The sequence below is a fragment of the Patescibacteria group bacterium genome (assembly GCA_041662665.1).
GTDB lineage: Bacteria > Patescibacteriota > JABMPQ01 > JABMPQ01 > JAQVVF01 > JAQVVF01.
The window spans coordinates 30,461-49,980 of record JBAZSC010000003.1 but is presented as its reverse complement, the minus strand read 5'-3'; the positions used below and the strand labels follow the sequence as shown (position 1 = coordinate 49,980).

Genomic DNA, 19,520 nt, shown 5'->3' with positions numbered 1-19,520 from the left:
CCACAAAAAGTTATCGGAACATCATTCGAATTAAAAAATTTTGAATAGAAATTTTTTAATGAATTCGCTTTTATTCGAAAATTTATTAGAGTGAAATCCTAAAATCAACAAGTCTCAACTGCAAAATCTTTTCTCCATTCCATTCATTACAATCCAAATTAAAAACAATATCCATTTTACCTTTTTTATTTAACTCCTCTACTCTATGTCCATGATTAAAACCAATCACATCAAAAATCCGACTATCGGAATTAGACTTAATTTTCATTTTTAAATGCTTTTTTGTTTTGCCAACAGGATAAGCATTAATAACTTGAATATCTTTTGCCAAAAAAACCGGCTTTCGATTTCCAATTCCATGAGGTTCAAAATCTAATAATCTTTCATACAAATTCCAATTCACATCTTTAAAATCAACTTCGCTGTCAATTTCAATTACTGGCTGTAAATCTTTTTCATCTATTTTTTCTGTTGCAATTTTTTCTAATTTTTTATGAAATTTTTCAAAATTTTCATTTTTCAAAGAAAAGCCAGCTGCTTGTTTATGTCCGCCATATTCTAATAACAAATTTTTACAAGAAGAAATAGCGTCAATAATATCAAAAGCAGGAATACTTCTAGCTGATCCAACAGATTCAATCAAGCCCTTACCACAAATCAAAGTTGGCCGATTATATTCTTCACAAATCCTGCCAGCCACAATACCTACAACGCCCAAAGGCCATTTCCACCAGATGCCATTAATACTTTTTGATCTTTGACATCGCCAATTTTCTTTTTTGCCTCATCAACTAATTTACTTGTCAAAGATTGCCGGCTTGAATTTGTCTTATCGATTTTTTTAGACAACCAAACTGCTTTTTCCAAATCTTCTGTAATCAAAAGTTTATACGATGCCGAAGCATGATCCATTCTGCCAGCTGAATTAATTCTTGGCGCAATTGCAAAACCGATTCTGTCGCTATTAATTAATTTTGGATCAACGCAAGCTACTTGCATCAAACTTTGCAAACCAATTCTTTCAGTCTCTTTTATAATATTTAATCCATATTTCACCAATGTTCTATTCTCCGAAATAATCGGCGAACAATCCGCAATCGTGCCAATCGTCACTAAATCAAGCAAACTCTTTTCCCAACCATTTTCAAGTTTAACATTCGAAAATTCATTCGCTTTTATTCGAAAATTAATTCGAGTGATCAATGCCTGAGCCAGCTTAAAAACAACGCCAACACCCGCCAACTCTTTATATGGATATTTATCACCCTTTCTTTTTGAGTCAACAACAATATATTTTTTATCAAAATCTATAGGAACATGATGGTGATCAGTAATTACGCAATCAATTCCATATTTTTCTTTTGCATAATCAATTTCTTCCTTGTTTGAAACACCACAATCACAACTGACAATCAATTTAATATCTTTTTTTGCTAGCCAATCAATTGCTTTCTTATTCATTCCATAGCCTTCAGAGACTCGATCAGGAATATAAACTTGCCCAGCCAAACCAATTTTTTTAAATAATTCTGTTAATAAAACAGATGATGTTACGCCATCAGCATCATAGTCACCAAAAATTCCAACTCTTTCTTTATTCTTTAATGCCTTAAAAATTCTTTCAACCGCTCGATCCATATCTTTCAATAAAAATGGATCAAATAAATTTTTTGAATAATCTGGATTAAAAAATTCATCAATCTTTTTCTGATTATCAATTCCTCTATTAAATAACAATTGCAAAATCACAGAATCAAATTCTGGAAATTTATTAATAAAATCTTCACTTATTTTTTGTTTTACCTGCCAAAGTCTTTGCATAATCTTAAGAGGCTCAGCCTTTTATTAAAAAAACTAAGCAATTACATTTAAAATCAACTTTATTAAAAACACAAACCAACAATTTAAATAAAAGGCTGAGCCTCTTCGTATATTTATATTTTTGTTCTTTGAATTTGCTTAGAAGTTAAAAGCGACCTTAGAAGCTTTTAACGAATTTAGTGCTTAGAATTTTCCTAGAGATCATCATTTCCTCATCCGTCTTAATCGCCGTCACTTCAACATTTTCCAAAAATGGCAAACCGTCACAAACAGCCTCTCGAGTTAAAGCATCTCCAGATCCAATTGATCCAGTAAAAACCAAAACATCAAGTCCGCCTAAAATTGCGTAATAACTACCAATATATTTTTTTATTCTATAAACAAAAATATCAAAAGCCATTTTTGCTAATCTATCATTAACTTTAACACGTTCCAAAACTTTCAACCAATTTGTCTCACCACATAATGCAAAAATTCCAGATTTAAAATTCAAAATTTCTTCAATTTGATCAACGCTTAAATTTTCTTTTTTCTGCAAATATGTCACTATTGCTGGATCAATATCACCACATCTGCTCATCATCACCAATCCCTCAAGTGGCGTAAATCCCATCGAAGTATCAACAGATTTGCCATCAGAAATAGCACAAACCGAACATCCACCACCAAGATGGCAGGAGATTATTTTTAATTTTGAATTGTTACTTTTGACTTTAGACTTTTGACTTTTAACTTGTCCACAAACATATTCATGTGATATCCCATGAAATCCATATCGCCTCACTCCATATTGTTTAAAATATTTATCATCAATCGCATATCTCCACGCTTTTTCTGGAATACTTTGATGAAAAGCAGTATCGAAAACAGCAACATTTAAAACATTTGGCAATAATTTCATAGATGCCTTAATTCCCATTAAATTTGCTGGATTATGTAATGGCGCTAATTTACTTACTTCTTCTAATTCTTTCAAAACGTTTTCATCAATCTTTGTTGGCTCTACAAACTTAGTTCCTCCATGCACAACTCGATGTCCAATTTTTACAATATCATTTTTATAATCTTTGATTTCTTCCAAAACTATTCCAAAAGCTTGCTCATGATCTTTAATTTCACTTTCACCAATGTGTTCAATATATCCAGATCTAATCATCTTTAAATCAGTCTCTAAAAATAATTTGTATTTTAAAGAAGTTGAACCTGAATTTATAACTAGTATATATTTTTGCATAATAAAACTTTAATTAATGGCCCATAAGTCCGCGAAAATTTAAATCTGGAAATAATTCATGTAATTTATCAATTTGACTACCATTCATAACCATTCGTTCTGAATGTAAATTAATAATTCTAGCTAATTTCCTATCATTTTTATCCACTTCTAAACCCCACATATGAACAGTATTAGTTTTTGCAAACAAAGCATTCAATTGTCTCCATGTTATTTTTTCCAATGCTGCTGAACTTATACTTACTTTTTCTGCTTTACCTAAAACTTCAGCTACTCCATCAGTCATTACTTTAAGATTTAACAAATCCGCAATCTGATATGGCGCTAAAACAGATACTAACTTTCTAGCTATACCAGGAGTAAGATAAGTAACTTCTTCCATCCCAATTGCCTTTCCTTCTTTAACTGCATTTTCAATTATCCTATAAAGTCTAGCATTTTCTTTTGCATCAGGAACTTTTTTTAATTCTTCAACTGTCATAGTCTCACCTTCAGCGCCAAAATTAACCTTCAATTTTCCCAAAGCCACTTCTAATCCAATCAATTGTTCAGCTTTTATATTTCGATCATTTTTTAAATCATCAGCAATTTCATCAGCTCGACTTGCAACTTCATCCAATTCTTTTGTTTTTGCCAATTCTAAACCAGGTGTCTTTTCAGCACCTGATTCCATAATATCTTTTTGACTTATTTCACCAAATTGTTCTTTCATAAAAAATGTTTAATATTTCTACTTGGCTTTAACCTAAAGGTTATATAATTTCAGTCTATTAATTAATGCCCCATAATTCTACGAAATTCGAACTTCGGAAAAAGTTCTTTTAACCTATCAATTTGCTTGTCATCCATAACAATTCTTCCAGCACATTGGTCTATAGTTATCGCTAAATCTCCATCAACCTGCACGGTATCCAAACCCCGCAAACTAACAGTATTAGTTTTTGCCAAAAGACTTCGCAACTGTTTTCCAGTTAAAATATTTAATTTTGGTAACCTTATGTTAACTTCTTCTGCATTACCCAAAACTTCAGCTAGTTTATCAGTCATTACTTTTAAACTCATTAATGACATAGTTTCATCAGGATCATAAACAAAGATTATTTCTTCTGCCATTCCTGGAGTAAGATAAGTAACTTCATCAATTCGTGTTGCCCGACCAAGATGAAAATCTCGTTTCATAGCTTCATAAATCTCAACATTTTCTTTCATATCAGGAACTTTTTTTAATTCTTCAGCTGTCATTGTCTCGCCTTCCGCTCCAAAATTAAATCGCAATTTTCCCAAAGCTTCTCTAAGCATTATCATTCTTTCAGCTTTTATATTTAGATCATTCTCAATATCTCCTGCAATTTCGTCTAACAATTTTACAGCTTCTTCTGATTCTTCGGTTTTTGCAATTTCTAAACCTGGAGTTTTTTCAACACCTGATTCCATAATATCTTTTTGACTTATTTCGCCAATTTGTTCGTGCATAAAAATTTATTAAGCATCTACCCAACTTTAGTTGTGGTTCGAAAAACTTTATTTTTTCATCAAACTTCTACTGCAACTAAAGTTGCACATACCCCAGCTAAAGCTGGGTAGAAATTAAATAATCAATTCCCCGACATCTCCATTTTCCACACCAGCAGCATTTGCCTCATCAGTATCAAGCTGTAAATAAAAATCAAATTTCGGATTAACTCTAACAACAACATTATTAAATAACAGACCTCTATCACCAAAACAAGAAATAGAAACTCTTTGACCATCCTTCAATTTTAAACCTTCTGCCTGTTCTTCCGATATATGAATATGTCTCATTGCAATAATCATTCCTTCTAATAAATCAACAAAACCCTTAGGCCCAACTAATTTCACTGGCGCTGATCCAACTACATCTCCAGAAATTCTTAATGGAGGAATATTGCCTAACATAAAACCATCAGTTTTTGAAACTTCGATTTGTGTTCTTGGTCTAACTGGCCCGATTATTCTAACATGATCAATTTCTAATTTTGGTCCAACAACTTTCAAAGTTTCTTCACAAGCAAATTCACCTTCTTGCGATAATCCTTGTTTTTTTGTTAATTTATAATCCTTTCCAAAAAGTTGATCCAAATGTTCTTGGCTCAAATGAATATGCCTTGCACTTACTTCTATTTTTATTTTCATATAATACTCAAATTAATTTTCTAATGTTTTCGAATCTATTTTCGAAAGTAATTTATACTTTTTAATTTTAGGCTACCACGAAATTTATATCTGAACTAAATTAAATAATAATTTCCAATTTCTAATTTCTTAATATCCGAATTTCCGAATATCTAAATCACTTTCGTCAAATCCAATCCCGTCATCTCTTCCGGCTTTTTTAAACCAAGCAAAGAAAGTATTGTCGGCGCCACATCAGCCAACGCTCCAGTTGAAGATTCAATACTCAAATCAATATTATCTGACTTTCGCTCCAATCCTTTTCCAATCAAAACCAAAGGTACTGGATTTGCAGTATGCTCTTTTTCTATTCTACCATTTTGCAAATTTATTTTTTCCTCGCAATTTCCATGATCAGCTGTTAAAACAACAACTCCATTATTATTTAAAACTTCTGGAATAATTTTTTTCAAACAAGTATCAACAAGCTCTAATCCTTTTATTGTTGCCATAATATTGCCAGTATGTCCAACCATATCTGGATTTGCAAAATTTATCAAAACAAAATTATATTTTTCTTTTATTGCTTTTATAGCTTCAACTGTCACACCTTCTGCCGACATTTCTGGTTTTTCGTCATAAGATTTTACTTTTGGAGAAGGAACAACTTTATGTACCTCGCCTGCAAAAGGTTTTTCACGTCCAGAGTTAAAGAAAAAAGTTACATGAGCAAATTTTTCTGTTTCAGCTGTATGAAATTGTTTTAAATTATTCTTGCTAATGGTTTCTGACAAGCCATTTGGAGTTTCTTTTTGCATAAATGCAATGTTCTTACATAATCCTTTTTCGTATTCAGTAAAACAAACGAAAAATAAATCCTCAATTTTTTCTCGCTTAAAACCTTTAAAATTATCACTGACAAAAGCTTCGGTCATCTGTCTTGCTCGATCAGCTCTAAAATTAAAAAATATCACAGCATCTCCTTTTGAAATTTTTGCTACTGGTTTTTCCTTTGTCCCAATTACAATTGGCTCCATTTGCTCATCATAAATTTTATTAGCATAAGAATCCTCTACGGCATTAATTGGATCAGCAAAAAATTTTGGTTCCGACGTTCCGACGCTCCAATTTCCAGTCATAGTATTGTAAGACTTTTCAATTCTATCCCAATTATTATCTCGATCCATTGCAAAAAATCTACCAGATAATGTCGCAATTTTTCCTACTGAAAAAAATCCGCTTGTTTCTTTTTGAATTTTTTTTACGGCATCTAAACCAGAATCTTTTGGCATATCTCGTCCATCCATAAAACAATGAATATAGACTTTTTTGATTCTATTTTGCTTAGCTAATTTTAATAAAGCAAATAAATGCTCAATATGTGAATGAACTCCGCCAGCACTAATCAATCCCATAATATGCAACGAACTTTTATTTTTCTTGACATGATGAATTGCTCCCATCAAAGCTTCGTTTTTAAAAAAGGATTTATTTAAAATTGCTGTATTTATTAATGGCAAGCTTTGATAAGAAATCCTGCCAGCTCCCAAATTACCATGTCCAACTTCAGAATTTCCAACATCACCCCAAGGCAAACCAACTTCCTCGCCAGAAGCTTTTATTACTGTATGAGTATAATTCTGTAATAAAGAATTATAATATGGCATTTTCGCCAATGTCGCACAATTTCCTTTTCCTGGAGGCGCAATACCAAAGCCATCTAGGATAATTAATACTGCTTGTTTGTAATTCATAGTTTTTGCATTAAATCCCAAATCACAAATTCCAAATCCCAAACAAATTACAATATACAAAACACAAAAAACAAACCGTCGACTTTGTAATTTGTAATTTGGATTTTGTTTGGAATTTGAGATTTGTAATTTTTAATTATTTCAACAATTCCTCTATCTCCATCAACCTATTATATTTGCATACTCTTTCACCACGAGATAATGATCCAGATTTAATTTGTGCGGAATTTGTACCAACACAAAGATCAGCAATAAAAGTATCAATTGTTTCACCAGATCGATGTGAAATCATTGTTGCATATCCTTTTGATTTTGCTAATTTTATGCATTCAAAAGTTTCTGTCAAAGTTCCAATTTGATTTAGCTTTATCAAAACAGAATTTGCGCAATTTTCTTTTATTCCTTTTTTCACTCTTTCTATATTCGTTACAAATAAATCATCGCCGACAATTTGAACTTTATCGCCTAATTTTTCTGTAGCTTTCTTCCAACCTTCCCAATCATCTTCAGCCAATAAATCTTCAATCATTTTTATTGGATATTTGCTAATCCAATCCGAAAACATTGCTATTAAATGATCTGACTCAATGCATTTACCAGAATTCAAACAATATCCTTTTTCTTTATTATAAAAAGAAGATGCAGCAACATCCAATGCAATATTAACATCAGCACCTGGTTTATATCCTGCTTCTTCAATTGCTCTCAAAATTGTTTCAATCGCATCTTCATTGCTATCTAATTTTGGTGCAAAGCCACCTTCATCTCCAACACCAACTGAATATTCTCTTCTTTGCAAAATATCTTTCAAAGCATGAAAAACTTCAGATCCAACTCTTACTTTTTCAAAAAAATTAATTGCTTTTGGCACAATCATGAATTCTTGGACATCCAATCCAGAATCAGCATGCTTTCCACCATTAATGATATTAAAATATGCTTGTGGTAAAACAAAATTATTATTCCCAAAAATTTCACCAATATATTGATATAATTCTATTTCTTTAGAATTAGCTGCTGCAACACAACAAGCCAACGACACTCCAAGAATTGCGTTTGCTCCTAACTTTGATTTATTTGGAGTTCCATCCAATGCTATCAAAGTTCGATCGATTTTTTCTTGCTTAAAAACATCCATTCCAACTAATCTTTCCGAAATAATATCATTAACATTTTTACATGCCCTCATTACTCCTTTGCCTCCATATCTTTTTTTGTCATTATCCCTTAATTCCAAAGCCTCATGCTCGCCTGTTGAAGCACCAGAAGGAACTTTTGCTATTCCAAATTTTCCATCATCAAGATCGACCTTCACTTCTACAGTTGGCTCTCCTCTTGAATCAAGGATTTCTCTTGCTCTAATTTTGTTTATCTTCATATAAATTTATTACTTTATACTTTAAAAACTTTATTAACTTTTAACTTGCAAGCATTCTATTCCTGGCATCTCTTTTCCTTCCAAAAATTCCAACATAGCACCACCTCCAGTTGATAAATGATAAATTTTATCTTCTAATCCTAACTCTCTGATTGCCATTGAAGTCTCGCCTCCACCAACAACAGCTTTTTTAACCTTCACTAATTCTTTTGCTAATTCAAATGTTCCTTTTGCGTATCTTTCATTTTCAAATTTTCCCATTGGTCCATTCCAAACAACCAAACTAGATTTATCAATTTTTCTTTTAAACAATTCAATAGTCTTTGGACCAATATCATAAATAAATTCATCATTACTTATACCATTTCCAACATCAACAATTCTCGCATTATCACCATTTTCTTTTCCAACTACAACATCAATTGGTATATCAATATTATTATTTTTCAAAACAGTTGTTTTAATCTGATCAATCATTTCTTTTTCAACAAGAGAACCGCCAACATTTAAGCCATTCGCCATAAAAATAGTATTTGATAAAGCACCAGCAACCAACAGCTTGTCTGCTTGTTTAGCTAATTTATTTATCAAATTTAATTTTGTTGAAATTTTTGCTCCGCCTAAAATAACTAGATATGGATGTTCTGGTTTTTCTAAAACTTCTGTCAAAACATCGACTTCTCTTTCCAGCAATAATCCAGCAACAGCGGGTAAAAATTTAGCAATTCCTGAAACAGAGGCGTGGCCCCGATGTACTGATCCGAATCCATCTTCGCAAAATATCTCACCTAAACTCGCCAGTTTTTTAGCAAATTCTACATCATTTTTTTCTTCTTCTGGATAAAATCTAACATTCTCCAACAAAATAATATCGCCAAAATCTGCATCATTAATAGTTTTCTTTACAATATTGCCTATGCAATCATCACAATAATAAATCACACCATTTTTTGAGTCTTCACCAGTTTTTTGTGTTTTTGTGGTTACAATTCTCTTATTCATCATTGCAGCTAGACATTCAGCAACCGGTTTTAATCGTAAATTCTCAACTATCTTTCCTTTCGGTTTTCCTAAATGTGACATTAAAACAATTTTTGCATTTTGTTTAATCAAATAATTAATCGTATCAAGACTTTTTCTAATCTTAAAATCATCCAAAATTTTTCTATCCTTAATTGGCACATTAAAATCATCCCTCACTAAAACAATTTTATTTTTAACATCAATATCTTTGATCGTTTTTTTGTTCATAAAATTAAATATCTAATATCCGTAATATCATAATATCCGAATATTTTATTCTCCTTCAATTTCATCTAATCTATATCCATTTTCTCCTCGTTTTTCTATAATAACAATTTCACAATTTTCTGCAATCGTCCCTTTTGCTAACATTTTTATATTAAATTCTAAATTATCAGCCAAAATTTCTTGCCCATGTTCAATAAATTTTCCTAATTCAATCTTAATTTTATCAACTTTTTTTAACTTATTTTCTTTGGCATATTCTATAGCAGTTTTTAAAATATTATCTGCTGCATGAAAATCGTGCATCTTTAAAAATTATATTTTTAATTGTTTTAATCTCTTTATCCATTTTGCCAATTTTAATTTCCATTTCTGCCAATCGGTCTAAATGCAAAATAAAAGTTACATGCTCTTGTTTATCAGTATTATAATCACCAACAATTTTATCCATTGTATTCATCAACTCATTTTTAACTTCCTGTAAATCTTTCTTCGTTGCATAATTACTCAAAATATTATTAAGCTCTTCCTTAGTCACCATGTGCTTTTGCAAAAAATCATAAAGCTCATAGAATCTTTTATCTACCTCTTTAAAATTAGCATGCATTTCTTTAAAACCAGCATGCATTTCCTTAAAACTAGCATTCATCTCTTTATGCATTTCTTTAAAACCAGCTCTCATTTCTTTAGCTAATTTTTCAATTCCAATATTTTTCTTATTTTTTACCCTAACTTTTTTCATATTATTTAAAATCAAAATATTTTACTTATCCAAACTATTCACTCTATTTTCCATCTCTAAAAATAATTGCCAATTATACAAAAATTTAGCAAATTCTTTTTTATTATCAACAAATCCTTTATTTTTAACTGCTTTGATTGCTGCTTCTAAAGACTTATTTTCTTTTTTTGAAATAATTATCTTACCTTTAACATTCAACTTTTTCTCCAAAATGTCTAACTTTTTTTTCATATTCTGAATCCTGCTATAAAAATTTTCTTTGTCAGTTGGATGCTTTTGTAAATAGTTATAAAGATCACGCAATCTTAAAATTTCTTTTCCTTCTGTACTAATATTTTTTTTATTTTTATTCATATTTTTTAATTTAATTAATGTGTCGCACAAGAAATACATGGATCAAACGCTCTAATCATCATTTTTATTTTATTTCTTCTTTCCAGATCTGTTAAATTTTTAATATCTCCAAGAAATACACCCAAATCATCTTCTAACTTTGCTAAAAATTGAGCAGTTGGTGTAATTATATTGCAATTTTTAATATATCCATCTTTATCAGTTTCATAATAATGATACAAAGTGCCTCTTGGAGCTTCAATTGCTCCAACACCTTTTCCTGCTTTTATTTTAAAACTTGCATTTTTTGCATTCAACCAATTTATTTTCTTTAGCTCTCGTAATAAATTTCTAATTTCTTCAATACAATGAATTAATTCAACAGCCTGTGCTAAAACATTATAGAAAGTGTTGCTAGAAGGAAAATCAATATTTGTTGTTTCCAAAAATTTTGATGCCTCTTCATTCAATAAATATTTATTAATATTTATTCGGGCTAATGCTCCGCAGAAAAATGGCTTTCTTTTAAATTTAACTCGCTTAACCATCTCGTTTTGCAATTCAACTTCTTTTATTAATTTTATAAATTTTACAGCCTCGTAATTTTTCATTTCTTTACCAAATATTTTTTTAGCTAAATTTTTCTTTGTTTCCCAAACTTTAACTTCACCATCATATATTGCATATTCATTATCATTTGATAATGCAATAAAATTTCCCAAGTTATCAAATTTTGGATAATCCAAATCTCTAAATAATTGAGCAATTTTCAATGCCATTTCTAAAATATCACCAGATCCATCCAAGAAATTTTCTAATTTTTCTTCTTCTGGCCATCTTCTAAATCCGCCAACCATATTTGTTAATGGATGAGTAATTCTGCCTCCAATCGCCAAACATAAATCAGTTGCCCATTTTCGAATATCAATTGCCATCTGTGCTTCATTTGGATATCTGCCTGCCATTTTTTTTGTATCATCATAATTCAAAAAGTCCGGCAATGACAAAAAGAAAAGATGTAAAGCATGACTATGAATAATTTGCGCCAATTCCAAAATTTTGCGTAACATTACAACTTCAGAACTAACTTTAACTTCAAAACATTCCTCTAAAGCTTTAACTGCAGTTAGATGATGAACAATTGGACAAATTCCGCAAATTCTAGAAGTAATTGTCGGCGCTTCAGAATAATGTCTGCCAATTAAAGTTCCTTCAATCAATCTTGCACCTTCTTCTGTAATAATATGCGCTTCTGAAATTTCTCCAGCCAAAATCCTACCTTCAAAAGATGCATGCCCTTCCATTTTTGCTAGATGATTTATTTTTATTATTTTCTTTGACATAATAAATTAAAAATTTATTTTGCCAAAAATTTTTTTTCTGAAGTCGAGGATTGTCTGAGCCGAGTGAAACGAGGCGAGTTCCGCAGACTGAAGAAAAATAATTTTTGGCAAAAATAGTACAAATTAAAAATTTATTCTAAATTCACATCCATAATCTTCAAAACCTAATTTTAAATACCATTGATGCACTTGTTCTCTTGATTTTCTACTTGTTGCAATTAATTTATAACACTTTCTTTTTTTCGCTTCTTCAATTACAGCTTGAACTAATTTTGTACCTGTACCTTTTCCTCTTTGATTTTCCGAAACAAAAACATCTTCCAATAATCCATAAGGCTCTGTATGCAAATCATTTTTTATCAAATATAAATATGCTCTTCCAACAATCTCACCATTTTTTTCAGCAAAAATTTTAACGGCCTCTGATTTTTTAATTTCTTGTTTTATTTCCATAAAAAAATATTTAATTTCTAATATCTTAATATCCAATATCTACGACTTCAAACTAAAGTTTGACGAACCCCAACTAAAAGTTGGGTAGTTAATTTCCGAATATCATAATTTCCGAAACAAATCTAACTAATCTAACTAGTCTAACTTATTCAACACTTATCTTGTCTTTAACATTAAAAATTTCCAATATTTCATTATAATCTTTTTCCCAAACTTTTGCTCCCATAATATCTTTCATTTTCTTTTCAAAATTATCCCATTGTATTTCTTTCATTGGCCCACGACATAATTGGCATGGCATACCTGCTCTAGGACAAGGAGCATCGCAACCACCCAAAGCCATTGGTCCAAAACATGGCAATCCCATTTTTAATAAACAAGAAGTTTGCGCTAACTGACATTCATAACAAACTGGCCTCTCAGTAATTTTAAAAGTCAAACTATTCAAAACAAAAGACATAAATCTTACGAATTCTCTTGGATTAACTGGACAAGTTGGAATAATCCCATCGATATGTACAACTTTTGATAATTCTAAAATATTAGGATTAAAAATTTTTTTATTCGTTTTTGGATAAACATATTTGCAGGCTTTTTTCTTGTCTGTATGATTTCGCATTGCATACGTTCCACCAGTATGAGCACATCCTCCCAAAACTATCATTTTTTTCGTCCTTAATCTTAAATCAATTAATTTATCAAAATTATCTTCTGAAATCGGACTTCCTTCAACAAAAGTTATATCATATTTTTCCTTTGCCCGCCGAAGCTCCGAATTCGCTAGGAGCGAAGGCGGGTCTTCCTTAAGTAATCTAAATTTAACTAAATCAATTTTATCTGCGATTTCCAAAAATTCATTTCCCAAATCAAGCAAACTAAAATAGCATCCTTCACAGGAAGTTAAAGAAACCATCGCTACTTTTAATTTTTGTTGTTCCATTTTTATTTAAAAATATTTTCGCAAAATATTTAATGCAGGTAAAAAATCTCTAATCGAAAGATTAAAGATCAGAAATCTGAATTAAATCAATTTTAAAGAACTCATTGTGATAGCAGACCAATCGTCCAATCTCATTTTTTCATACAAATCTGCAATCCTTCGACCTTCATTCAAATGGATTAAAACCAAATTGCCAACTTGAATCTTACCTTTCAAAAAACCATAACCACACTTTCTTGTATTTCCATCAATATCAACAATAAAATAATTATCTTCTAATTCTATTACCTTGCCACATTCAACAAAACATCTTTTTCCTTGACGAATTAAATCTGGATTCAATTTTTCATTTACAGTTGCATGAAAACTATGATGAGGACAAGATCCTGATTTTACTAGATTATTCAGCAACCATAAAATCATCATTTCTTTTTCTTTTGGCAAAGCCTTAAGTTCTCCTGTAGCCTGTAATTTTTTTACATCTTCAGGTTTAACAATTCTCAACAAATCATTGCCAATCCAATGCGCCTGCACAACATTCAAATCAAAAGGATCAGAAATACCATTCTGCCTTGCAATCAAAAGATAATAAAAATATGAATATAGATTCTTTAATTGCCTTTCAATCCATTCAACATCATGTCCGCCATTACCACGAACAAAACCATATAATCCATCACAAAGCATTTTATTATCTGGCTGACAATTCCAAGAAAATCTTGCTGCTTCAATCAATCCTTCTTTACTGCTCATCACTTTTCCTCCTTTACTTTGAGATTTGAAAAGAACAAATCATTATCTTGAATATCTAATCTATTAATTATAAACCTATTTTGCACAATTACCCAATCACCTAATTTTACATTATTTATTAAAGAATTGGCAACCTGAACTTTCTTTGATTCATAATCAATCAAATATCCATCCTTATTTATATCAACAATTTTTCCAGGAATCGCTAAGCACATGCTAAAAAATTTAAAATAATATTCAATTTCTTAATTTTCGAATTTATAAATATTACTCGCTTTATTAATTTTATAAATTTTACTAATTTTACACGACTCCCGGAATCCATTCAATTTTATCCCAACTAAACACTGGTCCATCTTTACAAACATAATAAGGACCGATTGCACAATGCTCGCAAATTCCAACTCCGCATTCCATTCTTCGCTCTAACGAAACAAAAATATCAGAATGAGGAATAGATAATTTATCTAATTCCATAACCACAAACTTAACCATAATTGGTGGACCACATACTAAAACGACTGGCTTTTCTACCAATTTTTCATTTTTAATCAAATCTGTCACTAAACCAACATTGCATTTATACTTCGAATCCTTGCACATCGCATCGCCTCCCTTGTCAACCATTAATTTCAATTCAATTTCATTATTTTCCCATTTTTCAAAATCATCTCTAAATAATAAATCATCAAAAGATCTTGCTCCATAAAAAATCTGGAATTTACTTTGATAATTTTTTTTATCTATTAAATAATCTTCAATAATTGATTTAAAAGGCACAAATCCGCAACCTCCAGAAACAATCAAAACATTTCTTTTTTTAATTATATCCATTGGAAATCCATTCCCATACGGCCCTCTAATTCCTAATTTCTGACCAACTTGCATTCGATTCAAAAAATTAGTTAAATTTCCGACTCCTCGTACAGCAATTTCAAAATTTTCTTTGTTTTTTGGGCTTGTTCCAAAAGTAAACGGCGCATCGCATAATCCAGGAACTGAGACTTTAATAAATTGTCCTGGAATAAAATCAAAATTTTCTTGATCGACTTTATTTTCAAATTCTAAAACAAATCTTTTTACATCAGAAGATTCTTTAATTACTCTTTTTATAATTACAAGTTTTGTTTTATACGAATTTAGCATAATTGATATAACCATTGCAACCACTAAAACACAAAATCTACGAAGACACTAAATAAATTTAACATTTTTTGTGTCTTAAAATTTTCTGTGCCTTTGTGGTTACAAGCATTTTATAAATCAACGATTAACTCTTTAATACATCCTGCAAAACCTTCATAAAATCAATATCGACCGGACAAACTCTTGAACATCGCCCACATTTCACGCATCCTGGTATTTTATATTTGAATGGGATTCTCACAAATTTATGATAAAACCAAAACCACATTCTCTGTTCAGTATTTTTCAATAATCTAGTCTTACCAGAAATTTCTGAAAATTCATGATACATGCATGCATCCCAACATCTTATTCTTTTACCTTTACCTTTATCTAAACTTGGTTCGTCATCAATTCTGAAACAATAGCAAGTCGGACAAACCAAAGTGCATTGTCCGCATTCTATACATCTTTTTCCAATATCTTCCCAAATCTTTTTTGCATAACCCTTTTTCATCTTGTTAAAAACAGCGACCATTGTCTTATCTAAACCGTTCTCCTTAATAGGCCCAACATATTTTATATTTTTATAATCTTTATATCCAAAACCATCCAAAACTTTCTGTCCTTCAACAGATCCAGCAAAAACGTGACAAAAGTCATTAGAGATTTTATTAGTCGTATTAGATTCTAATTCGAGAAAGACATCAAATTTAACATGTTCTAATATATCTTCCTCAAATTTTTGTTCATAAATTAATTCTTCTGAATAACTTTTTTCGCCCGCCAAACCATATCCAATCACCAGAGTCTGTCTTCTTCTTTCTTGATAATATGGATCTTTAGCAAAAACCTGATCATACAATTCTAATGCTTTTAAATCAGATATTGTCATTCCAACAATTGCTTGTTTTTTATAACTATAATTTGTCTCTTTTAATTTTTGATGATCATAATCAAACAAAGATTCACAAGCTGGTAAAAAGAAATTTTTAAAAGAATAATGCGTCAATCTGCCATTCAAAACCAAATCTTCTGGATTTTTTATTTCGCGAACTAATAATCTGCTTGCCAGATCCAAAACAGGCCCATAAACTTTATGGTTTTTTTGTAAAAAATTGATTAATTCTAAAAATTTTGTTTTAGACATACTAACTTTATTTGAGCAATTTTATATCTTATTTTTAGATCCAAAAATCTCGATCTTCTTCTCAACAACCTTTTTGATCACATCTTCCACTGGCTCCATAATATCATAAGGCTTGATCACGTCCTCATCTTCCAAAGATTCACGCAAAGATTTTACAAATGCTTGCCGGAGTTCAGTATTAACATTAATTTTACAAATTCCCATACTTATTGCTTTTTTAATATCCAAATCAGAAATTCCTGAACCACCATGTAAAACCAAAGGAATACTAACAACTTTACAAATTTCACTTAATCTTTCAAAATCCAAAATTGGCTTTCCTTTGTTCTCACCATGCACGTTGCCAATCCCAACAGCCAAAAAATCCAAACCAGTTTCTTCAACAAATTTTTTACATTCATTTGGATCAGCTTTTAAGATTTTTACTTCTTCGCCTTTATCAGGTGTTGGCACAAGACCAATTTCGCCTTCAACAACAACGCTTCTTTCATGAGCATAATCGACTACTTGTTTTGTTAATTTAATATTTTCGTCTAAAGATAATTTTGAACCATCAATCATTACAGAATTATAGCCAATATCAACTGCCCATTTGCACATTTCAAAACTTTTTCCATGATCTAAATTTAAATTAATTGGAGTTTTAGATTTTTCTGCAAAAATTTTCATTGCATTAAAAAAAATATCTTTGCCAGAATGCACAATTTCTCCCTCAGAAGTTTGTAAAATAATTGGCGAATTCATCTCTTCAGAAGCGCTCACAATTCCTTTTGTAATTTCTAAATCTGAAGTATTAAAAGCACCAACAGCATAATGCTCTTGTTGGGCTTTTTTTAATAAGATCTGAGATGAAATTAACATAAAAATTACAAACTCCAAATTCCAAACAAATTACAATCCACAAAACACAAATTACAAGCTATCGTCATTTTTGTAATTTGTAATTTGGGATTTGTTTGGAATTTGGGATTTGGTTATTAGTTATTATATTTTTAAAACTTGCTTGACTATACCCACAAATTCATTTGCTTTGATACTTGCTCCTCCAACCAAAGCACCATCAATATCTTTTTCCAAAACAAAAGATGCAATATTTTGTGGATTCACACTTCCTCCATACAAAATTTTTATCATTTCTGATTCTTTTTCTGAATAATTATTTTTCAAGATATCTCTTATTCTTGAAATTACAGCTTGTGCATCAGATGGCTCTGCTGGATTAGAATTACCAATCGCCCAAATCGGTTCATATGCAATTGTAATATTTATAACATCTTTGCTTTTCACACCTTCTAATGCTAATTCAACTTGTTGAGTCACTTTTTCTTCTGTCATATTTTTTTCTTTTTCGTCATTTGTTTCACCAACACAAATAATTGGTTTTAATCCTTTTTGCATGCATTCTAAAACTTTGTCATTAACCATATCATCAGTTTCTCTTAAATTTTTTCTTCTTTCAGAATGACCAACAATAACATATGAACAACCCAAATCTAAAAGTTGATCGCAAGAAATCTCGCCAGTATATGCTCCATTACTTTTCCAAAAAACATTTTGCGATCCTAATTTTATACTTGATGGCAATTGATAATGAACGTTAGCTAAATGAACAAATGATGGACAAACTGCAACTTCAACTTTTTCGCTCAAATTTGTTAATCCTTGACGAATATCCAAAGTCAGCCTTCGAGCTTCCTCCAAAGTCAAATTCATTTTCCAATTACCAACTATTAATTTATTTCGCATATATTATTATTTATTACGATTCCGCATTTTCCGCGTTAAGTTCTGCGTTTTTCCGCGTTAAAACTTATTAAAACAATAAAATCTAATTAAACTTAACAAACATCTAAACACACAAAACCTAGAATATATTCTTAATCCCAAAACTCAAAAGAGTCATAATAACAGCTTCCAAAAATATTCCTAAAATAATAAACAATACCGCTTTTTTAAATTTAATTCCAAAAACAAATGAAACAATAGCAGCAGTCCATCCACCAAAACCAGGCAAAGGAATTGCTGCAGCTAAAAGAACTGCTAACACGCCCCATTTTTCAAAATTTTTCTTATGTTTTAATTTTGTTTTTTCAAAAAGGTTTGTAAAGAATTTATCCCAAAAAGAAAATTTACGTCTCAAAAAATCAGACAGCAAAACTAATAATGTCAACAAAAATATCGCAGAAATAGAATTACCAAGTACAGAAGCGAATAATACTTGCCACCAAGCTATTTGTCCTTGTGCTGCAAAAAAAGGAACAACGATCTTAATATCACCAACTATTGATATAAGAATCGCCTTAATCATCAGCGAAAAACTTTGAAACATAGCAATACTTTATGAACTTTATAACTTTTTAACTTTATAAACTCCAGTCCACAACCACCACCTAACTTTAAATAAATCAGAAAAAACATGTAGATAATCACCCATACTTACTTTACTACCAACAGCATTAAACCAAGTAATAGGTTCTTCTTTTATTTTATAACCAAATTTCTTTGCTAAAGCTAAAATTTCAATATCAAATCCCCATCCACCTAATTTTTGTATTGGAAAAACGTCTTTTACAACTTTTTGTTTAAAAATTTTAAATCCACATTGAGTATCATGAATTCCAGGTAAGGCCACAATTTGAATTAATAAATTACCTATTTTTCCAGCTAATTCTTTGTACCAAGCTTGAGAAACAACAACTTTTGATCCTTTAGTATCACGCGAACCAATTACAATATCATAACCTTCATCAAAATAATTCCAAAAATGATCTAATTCATTAATTTTTGTTGCATTATCCGCATCCATAAACATAATGTACTCGCCTTGTGCCTTCAAAAAACCAACTTTTACTGCTCCACCTTTCCCAGGTATTCCAGCGCCTATATCCATTAATTCTAAATTTTTGATTTTATTTTTCAAATCCAAAACAACTTTATCAGTATTATCTGTACAATTATTAGCAACAACTAAAATCTCATAATCAAAATCCTGTTTTGTCAGATATTCATTAACTGATTCTAAAGTTTTTGTTATTCTTTTTTCTTCATTGTATGCCGGAATTACTACTGAAAGTTTCATGATCATTAAAAAAAATATAAAAATTATCAACAAT

General features: G+C 30.5%; 23 protein-coding genes. All 23 read right to left on the bottom strand.

The genetic code is table 11. The features are described 5' to 3' along the window. Positions 1 to 85: 85 nt before the first annotated feature. Positions 86 to 718, bottom strand: coding sequence for a DHHA1 domain-containing protein (locus tag WC663_04795; GenBank protein MFA6296649.1), 633 nt, complete (start codon positions 716 to 718; stop codon positions 86 to 88). Continuing rightward, on the bottom strand, positions 706 to 1,821 hold the full coding sequence (locus WC663_04790; GenBank protein MFA6296648.1) for a DHH family phosphoesterase: 1,116 nt from the start codon (positions 1,819 to 1,821) through the stop codon (positions 706 to 708). Before WC663_04790 ends, WC663_04795 begins: the two co-directional genes overlap by 13 nt. A 157-nt stretch (positions 1,822 to 1,978) precedes the next feature. Next, positions 1,979 to 3,055: an acetate/propionate family kinase gene (locus WC663_04785; protein MFA6296647.1), complete on the bottom strand. Its 1,077-nt coding sequence runs from the start codon at positions 3,053 to 3,055 to the stop codon at positions 1,979 to 1,981. Between the two features lie 13 nt (positions 3,056 to 3,068). Then, entirely contained in the window at positions 3,069 to 3,767 is a 699-nt protein-coding gene (locus WC663_04780) for a hypothetical protein (GenBank protein MFA6296646.1), read from the bottom strand. A 62-nt stretch (positions 3,768 to 3,829) separates the two neighbouring features. Beyond that, complete coding sequence (locus WC663_04775; protein MFA6296645.1) at positions 3,830 to 4,528, bottom strand: hypothetical protein; 699 nt, start codon at positions 4,526 to 4,528, stop codon at positions 3,830 to 3,832. Between the two features lie 114 nt (positions 4,529 to 4,642). Next, on the bottom strand, positions 4,643 to 5,209 hold the full coding sequence (pduL, locus tag WC663_04770; protein MFA6296644.1) for a phosphate propanoyltransferase: 567 nt from the start codon (positions 5,207 to 5,209) through the stop codon (positions 4,643 to 4,645). 152 nt (positions 5,210 to 5,361) lie between these two features. Then, positions 5,362 to 6,942, bottom strand: a complete 1,581-nt coding sequence (gene gpmI, locus WC663_04765) for a 2,3-bisphosphoglycerate-independent phosphoglycerate mutase (protein MFA6296643.1) — start codon at positions 6,940 to 6,942, stop codon at positions 5,362 to 5,364. Positions 6,943 to 7,078: 136 nt separating this feature from the next. Next, a complete protein-coding gene (gene eno, locus WC663_04760; protein MFA6296642.1) occupies positions 7,079 to 8,320 on the bottom strand; it encodes a phosphopyruvate hydratase in 1,242 nt (413 codons plus the stop codon). A gap of 33 nt (positions 8,321 to 8,353) precedes the next feature. Beyond that, on the bottom strand, positions 8,354 to 9,571 hold the full coding sequence (locus tag WC663_04755) for a phosphoglycerate kinase (protein MFA6296641.1): 1,218 nt from the start codon (positions 9,569 to 9,571) through the stop codon (positions 8,354 to 8,356). Between the two features lie 45 nt (positions 9,572 to 9,616). Continuing rightward, positions 9,617 to 9,874 (bottom strand): hydrogenase/urease maturation nickel metallochaperone HypA, encoded by a 258-nt coding sequence (locus WC663_04750; protein ID MFA6296640.1) that lies wholly within the window; start codon positions 9,872 to 9,874, stop codon positions 9,617 to 9,619. Next, positions 9,849 to 10,310, bottom strand: coding sequence for a hypothetical protein (locus WC663_04745; protein MFA6296639.1), 462 nt, complete (start codon positions 10,308 to 10,310; stop codon positions 9,849 to 9,851). Before WC663_04745 ends, WC663_04750 begins: the two co-directional genes overlap by 26 nt. A 21-nt stretch (positions 10,311 to 10,331) precedes the next feature. Next, positions 10,332 to 10,664 carry a hypothetical protein gene (locus WC663_04740; GenBank protein MFA6296638.1) on the bottom strand — a complete coding sequence of 111 codons (333 nt, stop codon included), beginning with the start codon at positions 10,662 to 10,664 and terminating at the stop codon, positions 10,332 to 10,334. A gap of 14 nt (positions 10,665 to 10,678) precedes the next feature. Continuing rightward, complete coding sequence (locus WC663_04735; protein MFA6296637.1) at positions 10,679 to 11,986, bottom strand: Ni/Fe hydrogenase subunit alpha; 1,308 nt, start codon at positions 11,984 to 11,986, stop codon at positions 10,679 to 10,681. Between the two features lie 123 nt (positions 11,987 to 12,109). Beyond that, complete coding sequence (locus WC663_04730) at positions 12,110 to 12,439, bottom strand: GNAT family N-acetyltransferase (protein MFA6296636.1); 330 nt, start codon at positions 12,437 to 12,439, stop codon at positions 12,110 to 12,112. A gap of 145 nt (positions 12,440 to 12,584) precedes the next feature. Next, positions 12,585 to 13,379 (bottom strand): hypothetical protein, encoded by a 795-nt coding sequence (locus WC663_04725; protein MFA6296635.1) that lies wholly within the window; start codon positions 13,377 to 13,379, stop codon positions 12,585 to 12,587. An 81-nt stretch (positions 13,380 to 13,460) separates the two neighbouring features. Beyond that, on the bottom strand, positions 13,461 to 14,132 hold the full coding sequence (locus WC663_04720) for a DUF6390 family protein (GenBank protein ID MFA6296634.1): 672 nt from the start codon (positions 14,130 to 14,132) through the stop codon (positions 13,461 to 13,463). Beyond that, positions 14,132 to 14,347, bottom strand: a complete 216-nt coding sequence (locus tag WC663_04715; GenBank protein MFA6296633.1) for a HypC/HybG/HupF family hydrogenase formation chaperone — start codon at positions 14,345 to 14,347, stop codon at positions 14,132 to 14,134. Before WC663_04715 ends, WC663_04720 begins: the two co-directional genes overlap by 1 nt. An 88-nt stretch (positions 14,348 to 14,435) precedes the next feature. After that, entirely contained in the window at positions 14,436 to 15,278 is an 843-nt protein-coding gene (locus WC663_04710) for an FAD/NAD(P)-binding protein (protein ID MFA6296632.1), read from the bottom strand. 124 nt (positions 15,279 to 15,402) lie between these two features. Next, positions 15,403 to 16,407, bottom strand: coding sequence for a 4Fe-4S dicluster domain-containing protein (locus WC663_04705; GenBank protein MFA6296631.1), 1,005 nt, complete (start codon positions 16,405 to 16,407; stop codon positions 15,403 to 15,405). Positions 16,408 to 16,428: 21 nt separating this feature from the next. Beyond that, entirely contained in the window at positions 16,429 to 17,268 is an 840-nt protein-coding gene (locus WC663_04700) for a class II fructose-bisphosphate aldolase (GenBank protein ID MFA6296630.1), read from the bottom strand. 123 nt (positions 17,269 to 17,391) lie between these two features. After that, a complete protein-coding gene (tpiA, locus tag WC663_04695) occupies positions 17,392 to 18,153 on the bottom strand; it encodes a triose-phosphate isomerase (protein MFA6296629.1) in 762 nt (253 codons plus the stop codon). Between the two features lie 118 nt (positions 18,154 to 18,271). Further along, positions 18,272 to 18,736: a small multi-drug export protein gene (locus WC663_04690; GenBank protein ID MFA6296628.1), complete on the bottom strand. Its 465-nt coding sequence runs from the start codon at positions 18,734 to 18,736 to the stop codon at positions 18,272 to 18,274. 18 nt (positions 18,737 to 18,754) lie between these two features. Beyond that, positions 18,755 to 19,486, bottom strand: coding sequence for a dolichyl-phosphate beta-glucosyltransferase (locus WC663_04685; GenBank protein ID MFA6296627.1), 732 nt, complete (start codon positions 19,484 to 19,486; stop codon positions 18,755 to 18,757). Positions 19,487 to 19,520 lie beyond the last annotated feature (34 nt).

Excerpts from the sequence above, each read along its gene's own strand:
- WC663_04720 (MFA6296634.1), bottom strand. The coding sequence starts at position 14,132 with ATGAGCAGTAAAGAAGGATTGATTGAAGCAGCAAGATTTTCTTGGAAT.
- WC663_04775 (MFA6296645.1), bottom strand. The coding sequence starts at position 4,528 with ATGCACGAACAAATTGGCGAAATAAGTCAAAAAGATATTATGGAATCA.
- WC663_04740 (MFA6296638.1), bottom strand. The coding sequence starts at position 10,664 with ATGAATAAAAATAAAAAAAATATTAGTACAGAAGGAAAAGAAATTTTA.
- WC663_04730 (MFA6296636.1), bottom strand. The coding sequence starts at position 12,439 with ATGGAAATAAAACAAGAAATTAAAAAATCAGAGGCCGTTAAAATTTTT.
- WC663_04790 (MFA6296648.1), bottom strand. The coding sequence starts at position 1,821 with ATGCAAAGACTTTGGCAGGTAAAACAAAAAATAAGTGAAGATTTTATT.
- WC663_04705 (MFA6296631.1), bottom strand. The coding sequence starts at position 16,407 with ATGTCTAAAACAAAATTTTTAGAATTAATCAATTTTTTACAAAAAAAC.
- gpmI (MFA6296643.1), bottom strand. The coding sequence starts at position 6,942 with ATGAATTACAAACAAGCAGTATTAATTATCCTAGATGGCTTTGGTATT.
- WC663_04785 (MFA6296647.1), bottom strand. The coding sequence starts at position 3,055 with ATGCAAAAATATATACTAGTTATAAATTCAGGTTCAACTTCTTTAAAA.
- eno (MFA6296642.1), bottom strand. The coding sequence starts at position 8,320 with ATGAAGATAAACAAAATTAGAGCAAGAGAAATCCTTGATTCAAGAGGA.
- WC663_04735 (MFA6296637.1), bottom strand. The coding sequence starts at position 11,986 with ATGTCAAAGAAAATAATAAAAATAAATCATCTAGCAAAAATGGAAGGG.
- WC663_04780 (MFA6296646.1), bottom strand. The coding sequence starts at position 3,767 with ATGAAAGAACAATTTGGTGAAATAAGTCAAAAAGATATTATGGAATCA.
- WC663_04715 (MFA6296633.1), bottom strand. The coding sequence starts at position 14,347 with ATGTGCTTAGCGATTCCTGGAAAAATTGTTGATATAAATAAGGATGGA.
- WC663_04710 (MFA6296632.1), bottom strand. The coding sequence starts at position 15,278 with ATGCTAAATTCGTATAAAACAAAACTTGTAATTATAAAAAGAGTAATT.
- tpiA (MFA6296629.1), bottom strand. The coding sequence starts at position 18,153 with ATGCGAAATAAATTAATAGTTGGTAATTGGAAAATGAATTTGACTTTG.
- WC663_04745 (MFA6296639.1), bottom strand. The coding sequence starts at position 10,310 with ATGAAAAAAGTTAGGGTAAAAAATAAGAAAAATATTGGAATTGAAAAA.
- WC663_04755 (MFA6296641.1), bottom strand. The coding sequence starts at position 9,571 with ATGAACAAAAAAACGATCAAAGATATTGATGTTAAAAATAAAATTGTT.
- WC663_04685 (MFA6296627.1), bottom strand. The coding sequence starts at position 19,486 with ATGAAACTTTCAGTAGTAATTCCGGCATACAATGAAGAAAAAAGAATA.
- WC663_04690 (MFA6296628.1), bottom strand. The coding sequence starts at position 18,736 with ATGTTTCAAAGTTTTTCGCTGATGATTAAGGCGATTCTTATATCAATA.
- pduL (MFA6296644.1), bottom strand. The coding sequence starts at position 5,209 with ATGAAAATAAAAATAGAAGTAAGTGCAAGGCATATTCATTTGAGCCAA.
- WC663_04750 (MFA6296640.1), bottom strand. The coding sequence starts at position 9,874 with ATGCACGATTTTCATGCAGCAGATAATATTTTAAAAACTGCTATAGAA.
- WC663_04700 (MFA6296630.1), bottom strand. The coding sequence starts at position 17,268 with ATGTTAATTTCATCTCAGATCTTATTAAAAAAAGCCCAACAAGAGCAT.
- WC663_04725 (MFA6296635.1), bottom strand. The coding sequence starts at position 13,379 with ATGGAACAACAAAAATTAAAAGTAGCGATGGTTTCTTTAACTTCCTGT.